Origin of the sequence: Pseudomonas sp. KNUC1026, from assembly GCF_021650705.1 — a bacterium.
In the GTDB taxonomy this organism is placed as follows: Bacteria; Pseudomonadota; Gammaproteobacteria; order Pseudomonadales; family Pseudomonadaceae; genus Aquipseudomonas.
This window is the reverse complement of sequence record NZ_CP087138.1, coordinates 97,886-117,206: the sequence shown is the minus strand read 5'-3', so window position 1 is coordinate 117,206 and position 19,321 is coordinate 97,886. Positions and strand designations below refer to the sequence as shown.

Here is a 19,321-nt window from a genome sequence, read left to right as displayed (position 1 = left end):
ATCACCCGTCATCCTCTGTTTACAAGACAAGGAGATATCAATGCCTGACGTTCTCGGTAAAAACTTCGTCGCCGGCCAACGCACCGGCAGCGGCGAGCCCACACTGAAAAGCATCGATGCCAGCACCGGTGATGCCCTGCCCTACAGCTTTTACCAGGCCACCGCCGCCGAGGTTGACCAGGCTGCCCGCGCCGCCGAAGCGGCCTACCCTGAATTTCGCCAGCTGAGCCCGGCCAAGCGCGCCGAGTTTCTCGATGCCGTGGCCGATGAGCTGGACGCACTCGGCGATGACTTCGTCGCCATCGTCTGCCGTGAAACCGCCCTGCCCGCTGCCCGCATCCAGGGCGAACGCGGCCGCACCTCCGGGCAGATGCGCCTGTTCGCCAAGGTGCTGCGCCGCGGCGACTACCTGGGCGCGCGCATCGACCTGGCCCTGCCAGAGCGCAAACCGCTGCCACGTGTCGACCTGCGCCAGTACCGCATCGGCGTCGGCCCGGTCGGCGTGTTCGGCGCCAGCAACTTCCCGCTGGCGTTCTCCACTGCCGGCGGCGATACCGCCTCGGCATTCGCCGCCGGTTGCCCGGTGGTGGTCAAGGCGCACAGCGGCCACATGGCGACGGCCGACCTGGTCGGCGGTGCCATCGAGCGTGCTGCGGCCAAAACCGGCATGCCCAAGGGTGTGTTCAACATGATCTTCGGCAATGGCGTAGGCCAGGACCTGGTCAAGCACCCGGCGATCAAGGCGATCGGCTTCACCGGTTCGCTCGGCGGCGGTACCGCCCTTTGCAAGCTGGCCGCCGAGCGCCCCGAGCCGATCCCGGTATTCGCCGAGATGTCGAGCATCAACCCGGTGATCCTGCTGCCGCAGGCGCTCAAGGCCCGTGGCGAAACGGTCGCCAAGGAGCTGGCAGGTTCGGTGTGCATGGGCGCAGGGCAGTTCTGTACCAACCCCGGCATGGTGATTGGCGTGCGCTCGCCTGAGCTCACGGCGTTCGTCGAGCAACTGGGCGCGGCCATCGCCGCCCAAGGCCCGCAAACCATGCTCAATGCCGGCGGCCTGCGTAGCTACGGCAAAGGTGTTCATCACCTGCACGACCATCCCGGCATCACCCACCTGGCCGGTAACGCCCAGGAAGGCAACCAGGCCCAGGCGCAGTTGTTCAAGGCTGATGTGAGCGTGCTGCTCGAAGGCGACCCACTGTTGCAGGAAGAGGTATTCGGCCCCACCACCGTGCTGATCGAAGTCGAGGACGACGCCCAGCTCAAGCAAGCGCTGCAGGCGCTGCGTGGCCAGCTCACCGCGACCCTGATCGGCGAGCCGGGCGATCTGGAAGCTTACCGCTGGCTGGTGCCGGTGCTCGAAGACAAGGTCGGACGCATCCTGGTCAATGGCTACCCCACTGGCGTTGAAGTGTGCGAAGCCATGGTGCACGGCGGCCCCTTCCCGGCCACCTCCGATGCCCGCGGTACCTCGGTGGGCACCTTGGCCATCGATCGTTACCTGCGCCCGGTGTGCTACCAGAACTACCCCGACGCGCTGTTGCCCGAAGCGTTGCAAAACGCAAACCCACTGGGCCTGCGCCGGCTGGTCAATGGCGAGTGGAGCCATGACGCGGTGAAGTGATTTCATCTCGTCAGAAGCTCAACGAACGGCGCGGCTCACACCGCGCCGTTTTTGTGCCCGGCCGATTCATCTAGATGATTCGAAACGGCCACCCTTCAGCGACCGCCCTGCCCGCCGATAAGGCGAAAGCGAACGGCTTGGATGAACATGAAAGCCGAAGACGATGAACGTACGCATTAAATGACAGGAGCAAGACATGACGGCTTGGTTCAGCAACATCAGCGTCAGGGCGAAACTCGCGCTGGGCTTCGGCGCCGTATTGGCATTGACGCTGCTTCTGGCGGTTTCCGCCTGGACAGGCCTGGCCAGCGTGGTCGAACGTATCGACCGAGTAGGTGACGTTACCGAACTGCAGAATCGCCTCAATGACCTGCGTGTAGGCCGCCTGCGCTACCTGATGAGCAACGGTGACGAAGCCGCCGCCCAGCACACCCTGGCGTTGTTCGATGCCTACCGCCAGCACCTCGAGCAGATCAGCGGCAAGTTCAAGAACCCTGCCAACGTTCAGCTGATCAACGACGAAAAGGCCCAGTCCGATCAATACATCGCCGACCTTCGCCAGGTGATTGCCGGCGACCGAGACGCGAATGCTGCCCGCGACCAGATGACCGGCACCGCCAAACAGGTGATCGCGCAGGTTGCCCAGGTGCAGGCTGCCGCCAAGGCGCTGGACGGCGAAGACCCGGCCCGCCAGGCACGCGAGCAGGTCGCGGCCTTCACCCAGGACCAATTGCAGAAAGTGCGCTACGAAGTGCGCGGCTACACCAACAACGTCAATCCAAAAACCGAACAGGCTGCCTTCGCGCAGATGGACGCCACCCGGGCGCAACTGCAAGCCCTCCAGGCGCAATACCCCGGCGAGAGTGCAAGCCTCGAAGGGTTTGCCAGCGCTCTGCAAGCCTACCGCCAGTCCGTCGAACGCTTCCGCGACATCAATGCCCAGGTGGCGCCTGTGCGTGAGCGCATGGAAGACAGTGGCGCGGCGATGATCAAGGCCAACCAGGAGCTGTTCAATCGCCAGGATGCACAAAGCGACGCCGACAGCGCCCGCTCCCAGAAAGTGCTCATCATTGCCACCAGCCTGGCGCTGCTGCTGGGAGTGCTGGCCGCCTGGCTGATTACCGGGCAATCACCGCCCCGCTCGCGCAAACCCTGAGCCTGGTGCAGCGTATTGCCGGTGGCGACCTGACCCACACCCTCGATGTGCGCCGCCGCGATGAAATCGGTGCGCTGCAAGCTGCGATCGCCACCATGAACCAGACCCTGCGCCAGTTGATCGGCGGCATCCGTGACAGCGTCACGCAGATCGCCAGCGCCGCCGAAGAGCTCTCGGCCGTCACCGAACAGACCAGCGCAGGCGTGAACAGCCAGAAGGTGGAAACCGACCAGGTCGCCACCGCCATGCAGGAAATGGCCGCCACCGTGCAGGAAGTGGCGCGCAATGCCGTGGACGCCTCCACCGCGGCCACCGAAGCCGACGCTCAGGCGCGCAACGGCGATCAGGTCGTCGCCAAGGCCGTTGGCCAGATCGAACGCCTGGCCGAGGAAGTGCGCCGCTCCAGCGCCGCCATGGAAGAGCTGCAAGCCGAGAGCGACAAGATCGGCTCGGTGATGGATGTGATCAAGGCGGTGGCCGAGCAGACCAACCTGCTGGCGCTCAATGCCGCCATCGAGGCTGCGCGCGCCGGTGAGGCTGGCCGCGGCTTTGCGGTGGTGGCCGATGAAGTGCGGGGCCTGGCCCAGCGCACGCAGAAGTCCACCGAAGAGATCGAAACCCTGGTCGCCGGCCTGCAGAGCGGCACCCAGCACGTGGCCCAGGCCATGGATTCGAGCCGCGAGCTGACCGACAGCAGCGTGGCGCTCACCCGCGAGGCCGGCGACGCCTTGAGCAGCATTGGCCGCACGGTGTCGAGCATCCAGGCGATGAACCAGCAGATCGCTGCCGCCGCCGAACAGCAAAGCTCCGTGGCCGACGAGATCAGCCGCAGCGTGGTGAACGTGCGCGAGGTTTCGGAACAGACAGCCGCCGCCAGCGAGGAAACTGCCGCGTCCAGCGTCGAATTGGCACGCCTGGGCGGGAATTGCAGCAGATGGTCAACCACTTCCGGGTATAAGGCTGGGGCCAACTATAGCCAAAGGCTTACACGACAATGCGTGATCGTCGACTATTGCCAAGGCCGCCCAAGGCCTGATCTATACCTAACCCACGCAGCACACGGAGTGCTGCGAGTATCAAGGATGATCGACCATGGCCTGGAGGCCGCCGACAAGGAGTTGGAATGGTCTGGTGCTAAAGAACCCGCCTCGGCGGGTTTTTTACTTTTCAGCCTCCGCCGCTTTCTCCACGCCAGCACCCGTTACGATCAAGCCTACGCCGCGGCCTCGCGGGTCGACACCGGTTTCGACCTTGCGGTCTTTGACCCGAATCGCCTGCACGTTGCCCATCAGCCAGCCCTGGTTCTTCAGCGTGTAACCCATGCCGGTCAGTTGCTCGGCCACCGGGTTCTGCAACGGTGCATAGCTGTCGAAGAATATCGTGTCCTTGGGCAGCAACTGATGATGCACGCGCTGCGCGCCCACGGCGGCCTGGAGCGGCATGTGGTAGTCGTAGAGGTCGTTGAGCACCTGGAAGATCGTTGTGAAGATCCGCGACCCGCCCGGCGTGCCGATCACCAGGCTCACCTGGCCGTCGCGGGTGACGATGGTCGGGGTCATCGACGAGAGCATGCGCTTGCCCGGCTCGATGGCATTGGCATCGCCGCCCACTACGCCGAAGGCATTGGCAACGCCCGGCTTGGAGCTGAAATCGTCCATCTCGTCATTGAGCAGGAAGCCCGCGCCCTCCACCACCACACCGCTGCCGAAATCAAAGTTGAGGGTGAAGGTGTTGCTCACCGCGTTGCCGTCTTTGTCGACGATGGAAAAGTGCGTGGTTTGTGTGGATTCCAGGCCGGCGCGCACTGCTTCGGTGGGCGAGATGGCCTCAGGGTTCACCTCAGCGGCACGGGTGATCAGGTACGCCGGCGCGATGAGCTTGTTCACCGGCACGTCGCGGTAATCCGGGTCGCCCAGGTAGCCGGCGCGGTCGGCGAAGACACGCTTTTCGATCTCTGCCAGCAGGTGGATGTAGCGGGCCGAGTTCAGGGGTACGTCCTTGAAGTCGGCGGCGCGGATGTCCTTGATGCCCAGCAGTTGTGCCAGCGCAATGCCGCCAGAGCTGGGTAAAGGTGCGGTGTAGATGCTGTTGCCGCGCCAGTCGATGTGCAGCGGCTCGCGCCAGTGGGCTTTGTAGCTGGCCAGGTCCTGGCGGGTGATCAGGCCCTTGTCGCGCTCCATCTGCGCCACCAGCAGGTCGGCGGTCTTGCCGTGATAGAACTCCTGGCCGCCTTGCTGGGCGATGCGTTCGAGGGTGTCGGCAAGCTCCGGCTGGCGGAAGGTTTCGCCGGCCTTGAGGGTACCGAAATAGCGGCCGAAGTTGGTTTGGCCGTTGAACAGCCTCAAGGCGTTTTCGCGGTACTGGTACTGGCCTTCGGCGGCGGTGAAGCCGTTGCGGGCATAGCCGATGGCTGGCGCGATCAGCTCGGCCCAGGGCAGCTTGCCGAAGCGCTTGTGCGCCTCCCACAGGCCCTGCACGGTGCCGGGCACGCCGCTGGCCTTGGCGCCCACCAGGCTGAGGTTGGGGATCACCTCGCCCTTTTCGTTCAGGTACATGTTGCGGTTGGCGGCGGCTGGGGCTGTTTCGCGGTAATCGAGAAGTACGGCTTGCCGCCGACGTACAAGGTCATGAAGCCCCCACCGCCGATATTGCCGGCTTCGGGGAAGGTGACCGCCAGCGTGAAGGCGGTTGCTACAGCGGCATCGACGGCATTGCCGCCCTTTTCAGGACCTGGGCTGCCACATCGGCGCCGTAGCGGTCGGGTGAGGCCACGGCGCCTGCTTCCAGCGTCACGGCCCACGCATCAGTGCTGGCCACCAGGGTGATCCCCAGGGCTAGCGCTTTGATCAATAAGAGACGCATCGTCATTCCCTGCGTGGCTCGGTTTCCAGGGTCATTAAGGACGATGATTCCGAACTAATCAAACAGTTGGCGCAAACAGTTAGGGTAATGCTTAAGGTTTTGGCGCCGCGCACGCGGGCAGGCAGCTATGGCGCGGGCCGTCGCGGCCGATCGACCGTGTGTCGGCTCGGCAAGCCGGTAAGGTGGCAATGCCGGGGAAAATTTGGCATATCAGCGATCAGGAGCCCGTCTCGATAAGGAATTCGCCATGCCACACACCGCCCGCATCACCCAACGCATCCGCAGCCTGCACCGCCAGCCTGTGCGCGCCTTAGGCAACGCAGTGGGCGAGCTGGTGGACGAAATTCAGCAATTGCGCGGCCAGGGCGCGTTGAGCCAGGAGCAAGCGACGCAGTTGATCTACGATGTGCGCAACGAGCGCGGCCGGATCATGCGTTGAGCCGGTGCTAGGCGGCTCGCCGCCCGTCGCCCGGCAAGCCGGCCTCCCACGGCACATCCAGCACAAACGCTAAACCCGTGGAAGGGCGTCGCCCGGCAAGCCGGCCTCCCACAGCACGTCCGGTGCCACCGCGAAACCCCGTGGGAGGGCGGCTCGCCGCGCGACAGCCTCACTCAAATCACTTCGGCCCAACGTACGCTTTGACGATCGCCGAAAAGTCCAACCCCCCTCCCCACGCTTGCTCATGGCCTGATAGAGCTGATGCGCCAGCGCCCCCAGAATCACAGGCTGCTGCGCCTGGCGCGCCGCCTCGGTGGCAAGGCCCAGGTCCTTGAGCATCAGTTGCCCGGCAAAGCCTCCGCTGTAACCGCGCGATGCAGGTGCCGTCTCTACCGCCCCCGGCCACGGATTACACACCTCCGAACTCCAGCAGCGGCCGGTAGAGCTGTTGATGATGCCGGCCAGCACCTGGGTGTCGATGCCCAGCGCATCACCCAGTGCCATGGCCTCGGCCACGCCGATCATCGAGATTCCCAGCAGCAGGTTGTTGCACAGCTTGGCGATCTGCCCGGTGCCAGTTTCCCCGCAGTGCACGATATTGCGGCCCATGTCGGCCAGGGCCGGGCGCACGCCTTCGAGCAGTTTGGCGCTGCCGCCCACCATGAAGGTCAACGTGCCCGCCGCCGCCCCGCCGGTGCCGCCGGACACCGGCGCATCGCCCAGCTCCACGCCGGCTTTGGCTGCCGCGTCGGACACATCGCGGATGCTCTGCGGGTCGATGGTCGAGCAGTCCAGCCCCAGGGTGCCGGAGCGCGCGCCGGCGAGCACGCCTTCAGCCCCGAGCCAGGCCTGGCGCACGTGCGCTGCGGCCGGGAGCATAGTGATTATCAGGTCCGCCAAGGCAGCGGCGGCGGCCGGTGAGCTGGCGATCTTGGCGCCCTTCTCGGCCAGGCCCTCCAGCACCTGCTGGTTGAGGTCGTAGAGTTCCAGGCTGTGGCCGGCCTTGAGCAGGTTGCGCGCCATGGGCGCGCCCATGTTGCCCAGGCCGATGAATGCGATTCGCATGGCAGGCTCCTCGTCAGCGCAGGTGGATGGTGGTGTTGACGCCATCGTTCACGCTGGCGTCGTCGAACCAGCGGGCGGTGACGGTCTTGGTCTGGGTGTAGAACTGCATCACCTGCTTGCCGTAAGGGCCCAGGTCTCCCAGCTTGGAACCGCGCGAGCCAGTGAAGCTGAAATACGGCACGGGCACCGGAATGGGGATGTTGATGCCCACCTGGCCGATGTCGATCTCGTTCTGGAACTTGCGCGCCGCCGCGCCGCTCTGGGTGAACAGGCCGGTGCCGTTGCCGAAGGGGTTGCGGTTCACCAGTGCGATGGCTTCGTCCAGAGTGTCGACACACATTACCAGCAGCACCGGCCCGAAGATTTCCTCGCGGTAGATGCGCATGTCTGCGGTCACATCGCTGAACAGCGTTGGCCCGACGAAATTGCCCTGCTCGTAGCCCGGCACCTGCACCTGGCGGCCATCGAGCAACAACGTGGCGCCTTCGCTTACGCCGCTGTCGATCAAGCCCAGAACCCGCTCGCGCGCTTTGGCCGAGATCAACGGACCGACATCGGTGCCTGGCTCGTGCCCGGCATTGACCTTCAGCCGCTCGGCCAAGGCCTTGAGCTGCGGCACCCATTCCCGCGCCGCGCCCACCATTACCGCCACGGACGTGGCCATGCAGCGCTGCCCGGCGGCGCCAAAGCCCGCACCTACAAGGGCATTGAGTGACTGCTCACGGTTGGCGTCGGGCAGCACCACGGCGTGGTTCTTGGCGCCCATCATCGCCTGCACGCGCTTGCCATGGCGGCCGGCCAGGTCATACACATGGGTGCCCACGGCAGTGGAGCCGACGAACGACACGGCCTTTACATCCGGATGGCTGCACAGCCCATCCACCACCTCCTTGCCGCCATGCACCACGTTCAGCACGCCCGCCGGCACCCCGGCTTCAAGCGCCAGCTCCACCAGCAGCAGGGTCGAGAGCGGGTCTTGCTCGGAGGGCTTGAGCACGAAGGTGTTGCCGCACACGATGGCCATGGGAAACATCCACAGCGGGATCATCGCCGGGAAGTTGAACGGGGTGATGCCCACGCACACCCCCAGCGGCTGGCGCAGGGTGTAGGTGTCCACGCCACCGGCCACGTTCTCCAGATGCTCGCCCATCTGCAGCGTGCCTACCGAACAGGCGTGCTCCACCACCTCCAAGCCACGAAAGATGTCGCCCTCGGCGTCGGCCAGGGTTTTGCCCTGCTCGGCGCACAGTACCTTGGCGATGCGCTGGCTGTGTTCACGGATCAGCGCTTGCAGCTTGAGCATGATCCGCATGCGCGCGCCCACCGGTGTGTTGCGCCACGCCGGGAAGGCCGCCTGCGCGGCTGCAACGGCGGCATCGACTTCATCTGCCGTGGCGAACGGCACGCGCCCCAGTACCTGCTGGGTGGCGGGGTTGACGATGTCTTGCCAGTGATCGGTTCGGGACGCGAGCCATTGCCCGCCGATGAGCAGCTTCGCAGGCTCGGCCTGGGGCTGGTTCATGTACACCTCCGCGTGATTGTTGTTATGCGTCGGAAAGCTGCCTGGCGTTCGCCCGGCCCTTGAAGTATAGGTATGCAAAACTCCAACAAGAATGCGGATAAAAGCGCGACCATCATGCAAAAAGACCTCACCTCGCTGGCTGCCCTGAACTGGGACGACCTGAAGTTCTTCCTGGAAGTCGCCCGCACCCGCAAGGCCAGCACCGCAGCCAGGCGGCTCGGAGTGGACTACACCACCGTGTCGCGGCGCATCGCTTCGCTGGAAAAGGCCCTCGGCACACTGCTGTTCGAAAAGTCGCGCACCAACGGCTTCGTACTCACGCCTGAAGGCGAGCGGCTGCTGGCCTACGCCGAGCCGATCGAAAGCACGCTGCACATGGCCTGCGAGCAGGTCTCAGGCTCCGGCGTCGCGCTCTCCGGCCACGTGCGCATCGGCTGCACCGAGGGTTTCGGCAGCTTTTTCATCACCCCGTTGCTCAGCCGCTTCGTCGAACAATGGCCAGCGATTTCCGTGGACATCCTGCCGCTGCCGCACTTCATCAGCCTGTCCAAGCGCGAGGCCGACATCGTCATCGCCTTGGAACGCCCCGAGCACGGGCCGTACGTGTGCTGCAAGCTGGCCGACTACCGCCTGCGGCTGTACGCCACCCAGGAGTACCTGGACAGCCACGGGCCGCTCGAATCGGTCGCGCAACTGGCAGGCCACCCGTTCGTAAGCTATGTCGACGACCTGGCCTTTAGCCCGGAGCTTCTGTACCTGAACCACCTGCTGCCCAACGCTCAGGCGAACCTGCGCAGCACCAGCGTGGTGGCGCAGTACGTGGCGGCGCTGCAAGGCAAATGCCTGGCGATTTTGCCGTGCTTTCTGGCAGCGCAGGATGCGCGGTTGATCCCGCTGCTGGTGGATGAGGTGGAGGTGACGCGGCAGTTCTGGATGTATTGCCGGGAAGATTTGAGGAAGTTGAAGCGGGTGACGGTGTTATGGGATTTCATTCGAACCCAGGTGGAGGCGAGCAGCGCGCTGTTGCTGGGGATCCACGGCAGGCTTAAAGCGCCTGACAGGCATGGATGAGCTATCACCTTCTACTCAGCGGCACTTGAAATACGCACAATTATACGCAAATATATGCGCAGTTGTTGCTCGACAATTCCCTACCTCGACAGCTATGGCATCTATCAGCGCGGCCCATTCATGAACTGGACATCGACGCCAGGGGCAATCAAGCCACGCGCACCACACCGAGGAATTTCGTATGACAGCCCTACTCGACCGAGCTGAACAGGCCGTATCCGCCACCACCATGGTTCGCAATTTCAGCGCGCGCCTCAAGGACGTGACCAGCGGCGAAATCTCGCACCTGGTCATCTTCAAGGACAACGAGCCGGCTGCAGTGCTGGTAGGCGTAGAGGCCTATCAGGCAATGCAGGACGAACTGGAAGACTTGCGCTCCGAGGTGCTGGCCATCGAACGCCTGCGCACCCTCGACAACGACAACACGCTGAGCCTCGAGGAGATGGAGGCGCAGTTCCGCTAGGCGAATAACAATGAATTGGGAAGTCAGGTTCCACCCACTGGTACAACAAGACCTCAGGCTGCTAGGTAGCGCTGAGGCCAAACGGGTGCTCAAGGTGATTCGTGAACGAATCGCAGGCGGAGAACCGGACAAGATCGGCAAAGCGCTCAGAGGTGAGCTGGCGGGCTTTCGCCGGATCCGCACGGGAGACGTGCGGATTGTCTATCGCATCAACGGGAATGAAATCGTGTTGGTGCTTTGCATAGGGGCACGCAGAGATGACGAGGTTTACGTCTCCGCTACAAGGCGGGTTTGACGAACGACCTCAGGGCCTGCCGAAAGCAGGCCCTCACGCCAAGCCTCACAACGCCACATTCATGCTCAACGTCAGATTCCTCGGTTCCCCCGGCGTCACCCAGTAATTGCTGTAGCTGCGCTCGTAGTACTTCTCATCGAACAGGTTGTTCAGGTTCACGCCAAAGCTCAGCGTATCGCTGGCCTTGTAATGCGCCAGCAGGTCGACCGTGCGATAGGCCGGCAGCACGAAATTCCCTCCGGCCTGGCCGGAGCGGTTGCCGACATACGTCCAGGCCGCCCCCACGTCGGAGCCGCGCAGCAGTCCTTCCTGGAACTCATACACCCCCAGCAGGCTCGCGCTGTTGCGGGCAACGCCGAGGATGCGGCTGCCGGCTGGAATGCTGCGATCGCCCTGGGTGACCTTGGCGTCGATGTACGCCCAGGCGCCTATCACCCGTACGGCATCGGTCACCTGCCCGGCCAGTTGCAGGTCTACGCCCTGGCTGCGCGCCTTGCCCATCGCTCTGTTGGTGTCGGTGGCAGGGTCCAGGGCCAGCACGTTTTCCTTTTCGATGTAGAACGCCGTCAGGGTTGCATCGATGCGCTGGTCGAGCAGTGCGGCCTTCACGCCCGCCTCGTAACCCAGGCCCTCTTCAGGCTTGAAGCCTTTGCCGGCGGCGTCCAGGCCGCTGTTGGGCTTGAACGAGGTGGAAACGTTGGTGAACAGGCCCAGCTCAGGGGTGAGTTGGTACAACAGCCCGGCGCGCTCGGTGAAGGCGTCATCGCGCTGGCGGCTGCCGGCGCCGCCGGTGTGATCGCGGATGTTCTGATCGAAGTGTTCGTAACGCGCGCCCAGCACCACACGCAGTTTTTCGGTGAGCGCGATCTGGTCTTGCAGGTAGAGCGCGCGGCTCTGCACCTGTTCGTAGAAATCGGTACCTGAACGTGCACCTGTGGGTTTGGGCTGGCCATACACCGGGTTGTAGAGGTCGATCGCGTAAGGCCCGGCGATGGCGGTCACCCGCTCGTGCTTGCCATAGCGTTCGTACTCGCTGCCCAGCAGCAGCTGATGCTCAAGGCCTGCAAAACTTACCAGGCCGTCCAGTTCGGCCTGGGTGATGCTGTCATGCCAGGCCATGTCGCGTTCACGGTAGCGCCGGCTGAGGGTGCGCCCGTCGGCCGCCAGGGCGCGGCTTTCCGAGGCGTAGCCGTCGAGGCTGCCTTGCTTGTAATGACTGGCCAGGCGCAGTGCCCAGCGCTCATTGAGCTCGTGGCGCAGCTCGCCTTGCAGTTGATTGTTGTCGTTGTGGATGAGGCCGTCGTTGGGCTCGCCATAGAAGGTGGAGCGCGATACGCCGCCGAGCGCGTTGTTCGGCGCCACCACCCCGCGGTCGAAGGTGGAGGCATGGCGCATGATTTCGGCTTGCAGGAGCAGGCTGGTGGCTGGGTTCAGTTGCCAGCTCAACGAGGGTGCGGCGAAAAACCGCCTGGCCTCGACGTGGTCACGGAAGCTGTTGTCGTCCTGCACGGCCAGGTTCAGCCGCCCAAGCAGGTTTTGCTGCTCATCCAGCGGGCCGTTCACATCCAGCGTGGTGCGGTAGCGGTCCCAGCTGCCGGCACTGGCCTGCAGCCGGGCGAAACGTTCGGTTTCTGGTTTTTTGGTGACGATGTTGACCGTGCCGCCGGGGTCGCCACGCCCGTATACGCTCGCTGAAGGGCCTTTGAGCACGTCGATGCGCTCGATGTTGGCGGCATCCGGGCTGCTGGGATAACCCCGGTTGGCGCTGAAGCCATCCTTGTAGAACTCGGAAGTGGTGAAGCCGCGAATGCTGTATTCGTAGAGCGTGAGGCCGCCAAAGTTGTTCTGCTTCGCCACGCCGCCGGCAAACTCCAGTGCGCGCTGCACATCGTGGCTGCCCAGGTCTTGCAGCACGCTCGCCGGGATGGCGCTCACCGCCTGGGTACGTCGCGCAGGTCGGTGTCGGTGCGGGTGGCGGAGGCGGCGCGGGTTACGCGGTAGCTTCTCTGCCCTTCGGCTTCGCTGGCGGAGCGTTCGGAGGTGATGTGCAACGTGTCGAGCTCGACGGGCTCGTCAGCCAGCGCAGGCAGGGTGAATAACCCGAAGCTGGCCAGGGCCAGCGGGCGAAAGGCGGGGTGAGGCATGAAATAACATCCATGATTTATGAATGTTATAGTATAACCAACAAGAATGTTTCTCGTCATTCACAAAGAAGCCGCCCGCAGGCGGCTTCTCTGGATGAAGAGGTAAAGCCATCACGGCCTCAACCGCAAAATCCTCAACCACGGATCCGCTTCGATCTGCTCTCGGGTAAACGGCAGCGGCCCCCACTGCTGCGCCGAAAAGCGCCGCGTCTGGTCAGCGAAGTGCGGCGAGCCGGGTTCACTGGACTGGGAGAAGCTCAACACGCCTTTGGCCTGCGGGCCGTGCTCGTCGAAGCTGACCAGCTGGATATAGCTACTGCCCGACTCCACCTCCAGGTCCCCATCAGCAGCCGGCTCGCTCTTGATCGCGTTGTACACGCCCAAGTGCCCGTCACCGCCCGGGATCGGCACGCCGTGGCTCTGCTGGATATGGCCCCATTGTGCCTGGGCCGGCACCTTGCGCAAGTCGCCGTCATCGGCGATGGCCTGCAAGGCAGCCGTGAGCGCCTTGGCGACCCCCGGCGTTTGCCAGGCGATGCCGCGGGGTGTTGATCGGGTCTTTCGGGTCGAATGGGGTGCGCCAGGCGCCGTCGATATCGTTCAGCGCACTGGCCAGTTGCTGGAAATACAGGTAGCCACGGGCGTTGCTGGACAGGTTCGCCGTGCGGTCCCAGCGCCCCAGTACCTGGCAAACGCCTGCTGCGCCGGCCGGCAGTGGGTGGCCCTTACAGAACGCGGCAAGATCATCGAGCGTGTGCTCGGCCAGGTACACGCGGTTGGCGGTGACCAGCTCACGCAAGGCGCTGGCACGCAGCGGCTGGCCTGCAAGCTTGGCCAGTTCGCTCAGGGCGAAGCGCGCGCGCAGCCCCAGCGGTTTGCCTTCACGGCTGATCAACGGCGAAAAGCCGGTCAGGGGTGTGGCAGGGTTGGTGAGCCAGGCGCTGTCGTTGGAGTTCTGCAGCACATCGCGGCTGAAGCAGCGCGGGCAGGTGTGCGCCGGCGACGATGCCCGGCTGCGCAGCGCCGGCGTCGGCTTGCCAGTCGCACTCGCTGCGGCTGCCATCCAGCCCCGGCAAGCCGGCAGCGGCCAACGCAGGGTCGGCGCACTGCGCCAGCTGCGGCAACGGCACGTTGGGGATGACCGCGCCATTGAGGTACAGCGCCTGGCCCTGATCGTCGGCGGCCAGGGTGTTGACCCACGGGATGCCCTGGATCTTCTCGATGCTCTGGCGCAGCGCGGCCACGTTCTGCGCCTGGCCCATGGCGTACCACTGCTCGAACACCCGCGTGTTGCCGAGGTTGGCGTCCTTGAGCGCGTAGGCGTGGTCGGCGGTCCAGTCCAGCTTGCCCGGCCAGTTCACCAAGGGGCCGAAGTCACTCCATAGACCGTGTGCTCCAGCGGCTTGAGCACGCCATCGGCACCCAGCACCTCGATGCTCACGCTCACCTTGCGCAGCGTGTGGGGTTTGCCGTCGACCAGATAACGGCCGAGGTCGGCCGGGTCGAGCTGCAGGCGATGCAGCGTGAAGTGTGCGGAGCTGTCGACGGTGTGGGTCCAGGCCAGGTGCTGGTTGAAACCGATGTTGACCAGCGGCAGGCCGGGCAGGGCCGCGCCCATCACGTCCAGCTTGCCGGGGATGGTCAGGTGCAGTTGCCAGAAGCGCATTGCGCCTGCCCAGGGAAAGTGCGGGTTGGCCAGCAGCCGGCCCTTGCCGTTCTCGGTGCGCTCGCCGCCCACGGCGATGGCGTTGCTGCCGCGCTCGCTGGCGAAACCGTGCATCGGATCGCTGATACTGGCCACCGGGGTGCCGGCCACCGGGGTGCCGGCCACCGGGGTGCCGGCAGCGGGCGGGGCGGCATTGAGCATCGCCTCGGCAAAGCGCCCTACCCCGCCCTCGACCAGCAGGCGCCGGGCCAGGCGCACCAGGTCTTCGCGCACCAGCGGCTCGACCCAGGCCTGGCCGTGGCAGTGATAGCTCTGCTGGCTGGCCAGGTACTGGTTGAAGCCCACCACGTAGCCGTCGATCAATGCCTGGACCGGCGCAGGCTGCCGGGCCCAGAACGCCTGCACGGCGGCGTCGGTGTTCAGCCAGCGATAGAACAGGTCGGAGCTGACGTTATCCAGCTGCGCCGACGACTGCCCCTGCGCACCCAGGTAGCGAGCGCGCTCGCCGCGTGCGGTAAGCACTTCGTCTTCGAGCAGGCAGGCGTTGTCGCGCGCGTAGGCGTAACCCACGCCGTAGCCCAGGCCCTGTTCGTCACCGGCCTCGATGTGCGGGATGCCTTCGGAGGTCCAGCGGATCTCGGCTTCCAGGCCTGTGCTGGCGGCCTGCAAGGCATAGGCAGGGGTGGCGGCCAGCAGCGTGGCGGCGGTTAACAGTCTGAGCATGCGAGGTCCTTGTCCACCGTGCGTGATGGGCAATAAACGTGCAACCCGCCGGCGAATTTAACGCAAGGCCGCAGGTTTCACCCGGGCAGGGACGGCACCGCGCGCGAGGGCCGAAAACGCTTGGCGGCGTCGTCGGCATCGGCCTTGGAATATTCCATTTCCTTGACCCGCAGCCGGCAGTGCTTCATGGCGTTGACGATGTGCTTTTCGACCATGTCCTTGGAGATGCCCATGCGCGCGGCGATCTCCGGGTGCGCCAGGCCTTCGAGCTTGCGCAGCAGGAACGCGGTGCGGCAGCTTTCGGACAGCTCGCCGATGGCACGCTGCATCAGCGCCAGGCGCTGTGCGGTGTAGAGGGACTCGTGCGGGGTGTCGGCGTCGCGCCCGGCGTGCTGTTCGATGTGCTCGGAGCATTCGGTGCGGCGGGCCGCGCGGCGCCGGCCCTGGTCGATCACCAGATTGCGGGCGGTGCGGTAGAGATACGCCTGGGGATACTCCAGCGCCTCCGGGCGGGTGTTTTCAAGCACGCGCAGGTAGGCATCGTGCGCCACGTCGGCGGCCAGGTTGCGGTCGCGCAGGCGGATGCTGAGGTAGCCGATCAGCTGCTGATAGTAACGTTCCAGATCCATGGTCGCTCCGAACCGCCATTGGCCTTGCCTTGAGGCCATGGCTGGCTGCGCTTGTACTCAGGCGGTGCAAATTATAATGATTCTCATCGTTATTAAAAGCCCTGCGGCGTGGCGTCACCCTCTCTTTTCCAGCACGAATGTGCGATATTCTCCGCCCTATGAACGAGCCCACCCCACACTCCGACGACAGCATCACCGAAGCCGCCGCGCATTGGTGCATGCGCCTGCACGCCGACGACTGCACTGCGCAGGAGCGTGAAGCCTTCGCCCAGTGGTTGAGCCAGAGCCCGGCGCATGCCAGCGAATTTCGCGCCATGCAGGACATCTGGTCGCTCAGCGCACACTTGCCCAGGCCCGATGCACCCACCGTGGTGGCCCGCCCGCGCAGGCGCCGCTGGCTGGCACGGGCCGTGGCGGCGGCGGTGGTGGCGTTGCCTCTGGCAGGGTTGATGGGCTGGTATCAGAACTGGCTGCCCAGCAGTTACCACCGCTACAGCACCGAGGCCGCGCTGCAAACCGTTGAGCTGCCCGACGGTACCGAAGTGCAGTTGAATCTGAACTCGGCCATCAGCTTTGCCAACTACCGCGACCAGCGCCAGGTGACACTGCGCAGCGGCGAGGCGTTCTTCAAGGTGCATCACGACGCCAGCCACCCCTTCGTGGTGCTGGCCGGCACTGGCAGCGTGACCGTCACCGGCACGCAGTTCAACGTCTGGACCTACCAGGGCCAGGTCATCGTGACCCTCACCGAGGGCTCGGTGAAAGTGCTCAGCGATGTGCACCAGCCCAATCAGGTTGCCTACCTGACGCCGGGATGCAGGCCCACTACGATGCCAGCGAAACGCTCCCGGAGCTCTCCCGCATCGATCCGCAACGCGCGCTGGCCTGGCGCAACGGCCAACTGATTCTCGACGACCTGACCCTGGCCGAAGCCCTGCCGCGCATCAACCGTTACCTGCCGGTGCCCGCGCGCCTCGGCGACAACGCCGCCGGCCACCTGCGCATCGGCGGCATCTACAACACCCGCAATGCAGGCGAGCTGCTGCGCGTGCTGCCCACGGTGCTGCCGGTCAGCCTCAGCCAGAACACCGACGGCGCCACCGTGATCAACAGCCGCCAGGCACCGAAAGGTTAAATCCCCCCGCATCGAGCTCGTCTCACCCTCCGGAGCCTGCCTCACGCCAGAGGCCGGCCAACGGCCCGGACACGAGAGACGCCAATGACCTCCCCCACCCCAAGCCTTGCCCGCGAAACCCTGCGCCTGCTGCGCCCATTCTGGTGGCAGATCACGCTGGCGACCGCCCTGGGCATGCTCGGCGGGTTCGGCATCACTGCATTACTGGCCACGGTCAACCGCACTCTGGGCGCGCCACCCGAGGACGTGCCGCGCATGGCCTGGCTGTTCGCCGCCCTTTGCGTCGGCACCCTGGCCTGCACCATGGTTTCGCACCTGCTGACCAACTACATCGGCCAGCGTGTGGTGGTGAAGCTGCGCCGTGACATGGCCGCGCGCATCGCCGCCGCGCCCATCGAGCAACTGGAGCGCTACCGGGCGCACCGCCTGATGCCGGTGCTGCTCAATGATGTAGGCACGGTGAGCACCTTTGCCCTTTCGTTGGCGCCGATGATCATCGCCTTCACCATCAGCGTGGGCTGCCTGGCGTACCTGGCGAGCCTGTCATGGCCGATCATGCTGCTGACGCTGCTGACCATCGGCATCGGCATCGGCGCGCAGTTTCTGTCCTATGTATTCGGCACGCGCAGCCTTGAAGTGGCCAGGGCCGGTGAAGACGACCTGCAGCGGCATTACCAGGCGCTGTCGGTCGGCGCCAAGGAGCTGCGTATCCACCGCCAGCGCCGCCACCACCTGCTGTTCAAGCAATTCCACGACACCACCGAGCAGGTGAGCGAAGCCAACGTGCGTGGCGCGAATATTTTCGTCGGCGCCGAGACCTTCGGCTCGATGCTGTTTTTTGCAGTGATCGGCATGGCCATCGCCTGCCAGGCGCTGTGGCCGAGCCTGGACAAGACCGTGCTGGCGGGCTTCGTGCTGGTGATGCTGTACCTCAAAGGCCCGCTGGAGCGGCTGATCGACGGCCTGCCGAGCATCGGCCGGGCCAAGGTGGCGTTCGCGCGCATCGCCGAGCTGACGCACCTGTTCAGCAACGAGGAGGCGACCCTGCTTCAGCACGCACCTGGCAACGACAACCTCACAGCGCCCCGGACACTGGAGCTGCGTGGCGTGCGCTACCAGTATCCGGCAGTGCCCGGCAGCGAGCCGTTCGGCCTGGGGCCGATCGACCTGACCATCAAGCGGGGCGAGATCCTGTTCATCGTCGGCGAGAACGGCGGCGGCAAGACCACCCTCATCAAGCTGCTGCTGGGCCTGTACAGCCCCAGCCAGGGCCAGCTCCTGCTCGACGGCAAGCCATTGCACGCCGACGCCCGCGACGACTATCGCCAGCTGTTTACCACCATCTTCGCCGACTACTACCTGTTCGAAGACCCGCTGCCGGGCCAGAAACGCCTGCCGGCGGACGCGGGGGATTACCTGGCGCGGCTGGATATCGCCCACAAGGTCAGCATCCAGGACGGCCTGTTCACCACCACCGACCTCTCCACCGGCCAGCGCAAGCGCCTGGCGCTGATCAACGCCTGGCTCGATGAGCGACCGATTCTGGTGTTCGACGAATGGGCCGCCGACCAGGACCCGGTGTTTCGGCGGGTGTTCGATACCGAGCTGCTGCCGGAGTTGAAGGCGCTGGGCAAGACGCTGGTGGTGATCAGCCATGACGACCGCTACTTCCATGTGGCCGATCAGATCGTGGAAATGCAGGGTGGGCGGGCCGTGGCTCAGCCGGCGGAGGAGCTTCATGCCTAGCGCCTGGCAGTAGCGAGTGGGCGGGCGGCTTGCCGCGCGACAAGTCCCATCGCCCGGCAAGCCGGCCTCCCACAATTTGATCTGTGCTGACCCTGAAGAATCATGCAGATCACAAAGTGGGAGGGCGGCTTGCCGCGCGACAAGCCCCCATCGCCCGGCAAGCCGGCCTCCCACGATTTGAACTGTGCTGACCCTGAAGAATCATGCAGATCACAAAGTGGGAGGGCGGCTTGCCGCGCGACAAGCCCCATCGCCCGGCAAGCCGGCCACCCACACTTTGAACTGTGCTGACCCTGAAGAATCCGGCTGATCCCAAAGTGGGAGGGCGGCTTGCCGCGCGACAAGCCCCATCGCCCGGCAAGCCGGCCTCCCACACTTTGAACTGTGCTGACCCTGAAGAATCCGGCTGATCCCAAAGTGGGAGGGCGGCTTGCCGCGCGACAAGCCCAATCGCCCGGCAAGCCGGCCTCCCACAACTCGAACTGTGCTGACCCTGAAGAAACAGGCAGATCACAAAGTGGGCGGGCGGCTTGCCGCGCGACAAGTCCCATCGCCCGGCAAGCCGGCCTCCCACAATTTGAACTGTGCTGACCCTGAAGAATCATGCAGATCACAAAGTGGGCGGGCGGCTTGCCGCGCGACAAGTCCCATCGCCCGGCAAGCCGGCCTCCCACAATTTGAACTGTGCTGATCCTGAAAAACTCGGCTGATCACAAAGTGGCAGGGCGGCTTGCCGCGCGACAAGCCCCCATCGCCCGGCAAGCCGGCCTCCCACAATTTG

General features: G+C 64.9%; 9 protein-coding genes and 7 pseudogenes. 10 read left to right on the top strand and 6 right to left on the bottom strand.

What is annotated here, in order from left to right; genetic code table 11:
• Window positions 1–40 precede the first annotated feature (40 nt).
• The 4 genes and pseudogenes from LN139_RS00235 to LN139_RS25295 all read left to right on the top strand — a co-directional run.
• Window positions 41–1,624 carry an aldehyde dehydrogenase (NADP(+)) gene (locus LN139_RS00235; protein WP_236357795.1) on the top strand — a complete coding sequence of 528 codons (1,584 nt, stop codon included), beginning with the start codon at window positions 41–43 and terminating at the stop codon, window positions 1,622–1,624.
• Window positions 1,625–1,820: 196 nt separating this feature from the next.
• Complete coding sequence (locus tag LN139_RS25305; RefSeq protein WP_442964359.1) at window positions 1,821–2,780, top strand: methyl-accepting chemotaxis protein; 960 nt, start codon at window positions 1,821–1,823, stop codon at window positions 2,778–2,780.
• Between the two features lie 5 nt (window positions 2,781–2,785).
• Window positions 2,786–2,833: pseudogene (locus LN139_RS25300) on the top strand (hypothetical protein); the annotation flags it as partial.
• Between the two features lie 42 nt (window positions 2,834–2,875).
• Window positions 2,876–3,574, top strand: a pseudogene (locus LN139_RS25295) (methyl-accepting chemotaxis protein); the annotation flags it as partial.
• Between the two features lie 366 nt (window positions 3,575–3,940).
• On the opposite strand, the pseudogene ggt reads toward LN139_RS25295, so the two are convergent.
• Window positions 3,941–5,642 (bottom strand): annotated as a pseudogene (gene ggt, locus LN139_RS00225) (gamma-glutamyltransferase).
• Between the two features lie 247 nt (window positions 5,643–5,889).
• On the opposite strand from ggt, the gene LN139_RS00220 reads away from it, so the two are divergent.
• Window positions 5,890–6,081: a hypothetical protein gene (locus LN139_RS00220; protein WP_236357793.1), complete on the top strand. Its 192-nt coding sequence runs from the start codon at window positions 5,890–5,892 to the stop codon at window positions 6,079–6,081.
• A 178-nt stretch (window positions 6,082–6,259) separates the two neighbouring features.
• On the opposite strand, the pseudogene mmsB reads toward LN139_RS00220, so the two are convergent.
• Window positions 6,260–7,146 (bottom strand): annotated as a pseudogene (gene mmsB / locus LN139_RS00215) (3-hydroxyisobutyrate dehydrogenase).
• Between the two features lie 13 nt (window positions 7,147–7,159).
• Window positions 7,160–8,668 (bottom strand): CoA-acylating methylmalonate-semialdehyde dehydrogenase, encoded by a 1,509-nt coding sequence (locus LN139_RS00210; RefSeq protein ID WP_236357791.1) that lies wholly within the window; start codon window positions 8,666–8,668, stop codon window positions 7,160–7,162.
• Window positions 8,669–8,782: 114 nt separating this feature from the next.
• On the opposite strand from LN139_RS00210, the gene LN139_RS00205 reads away from it, so the two are divergent.
• From LN139_RS00205 to LN139_RS00195, 3 genes are all read left to right on the top strand, one after another.
• Entirely contained in the window at window positions 8,783–9,739 is a 957-nt protein-coding gene (locus tag LN139_RS00205) for a LysR family transcriptional regulator (protein ID WP_236357789.1), read from the top strand.
• A 181-nt stretch (window positions 9,740–9,920) separates the two neighbouring features.
• Window positions 9,921–10,202: a type II toxin-antitoxin system Phd/YefM family antitoxin gene (locus LN139_RS00200; protein ID WP_236357787.1), complete on the top strand. Its 282-nt coding sequence runs from the start codon at window positions 9,921–9,923 to the stop codon at window positions 10,200–10,202.
• A 10-nt stretch (window positions 10,203–10,212) separates the two neighbouring features.
• Window positions 10,213–10,497 carry a type II toxin-antitoxin system RelE family toxin gene (locus LN139_RS00195; protein ID WP_236357786.1) on the top strand — a complete coding sequence of 95 codons (285 nt, stop codon included), beginning with the start codon at window positions 10,213–10,215 and terminating at the stop codon, window positions 10,495–10,497.
• Between the two features lie 45 nt (window positions 10,498–10,542).
• Here LN139_RS00195 and LN139_RS00190 read toward each other — a convergent pair.
• The 3 genes and pseudogenes from LN139_RS00190 to LN139_RS00170 form a co-directional block, all read right to left on the bottom strand.
• Window positions 10,543–12,641, bottom strand: a pseudogene (locus LN139_RS00190) (TonB-dependent siderophore receptor).
• A gap of 111 nt (window positions 12,642–12,752) precedes the next feature.
• Window positions 12,753–15,030: pseudogene (gene pvdQ, locus LN139_RS25290) on the bottom strand (bifunctional acylase PvdQ).
• A gap of 77 nt (window positions 15,031–15,107) precedes the next feature.
• Window positions 15,108–15,653 carry a sigma-70 family RNA polymerase sigma factor gene (locus tag LN139_RS00170; protein WP_236360179.1) on the bottom strand — a complete coding sequence of 182 codons (546 nt, stop codon included), beginning with the start codon at window positions 15,651–15,653 and terminating at the stop codon, window positions 15,108–15,110.
• Between the two features lie 164 nt (window positions 15,654–15,817).
• Between LN139_RS00170 and LN139_RS00165 the strand changes: the two are divergent.
• Window positions 15,818–16,794: pseudogene (locus LN139_RS00165) on the top strand (FecR family protein).
• Between the two features lie 84 nt (window positions 16,795–16,878).
• The gene (locus tag LN139_RS00160; protein ID WP_236357784.1) at window positions 16,879–18,540 is read left to right on the top strand and encodes a cyclic peptide export ABC transporter; all 1,662 of its coding nucleotides are present in this window, start codon (window positions 16,879–16,881) and stop codon (window positions 18,538–18,540) included.
• The last annotated feature ends 781 nt before the right edge of the window (window positions 18,541–19,321 follow it).

Bases quoted from the DNA above. Each gene is read 5' to 3' on its own strand.
- LN139_RS00235 (WP_236357795.1), top strand. From the start codon at position 41: ATGCCTGACGTTCTCGGTAAAAACTTCGTCGCCGGCCAACGCACCGGC.
- LN139_RS25305 (WP_442964359.1), top strand. From the start codon at position 1,821: ATGACGGCTTGGTTCAGCAACATCAGCGTCAGGGCGAAACTCGCGCTG.
- LN139_RS00220 (WP_236357793.1), top strand. From the start codon at position 5,890: ATGCCACACACCGCCCGCATCACCCAACGCATCCGCAGCCTGCACCGC.
- LN139_RS00210 (WP_236357791.1), bottom strand. From the start codon at position 8,668: ATGAACCAGCCCCAGGCCGAGCCTGCGAAGCTGCTCATCGGCGGGCAA.
- LN139_RS00205 (WP_236357789.1), top strand. From the start codon at position 8,783: ATGCAAAAAGACCTCACCTCGCTGGCTGCCCTGAACTGGGACGACCTG.
- LN139_RS00200 (WP_236357787.1), top strand. From the start codon at position 9,921: ATGACAGCCCTACTCGACCGAGCTGAACAGGCCGTATCCGCCACCACC.
- LN139_RS00195 (WP_236357786.1), top strand. From the start codon at position 10,213: ATGAATTGGGAAGTCAGGTTCCACCCACTGGTACAACAAGACCTCAGG.
- LN139_RS00160 (WP_236357784.1), top strand. From the start codon at position 16,879: ATGACCTCCCCCACCCCAAGCCTTGCCCGCGAAACCCTGCGCCTGCTG.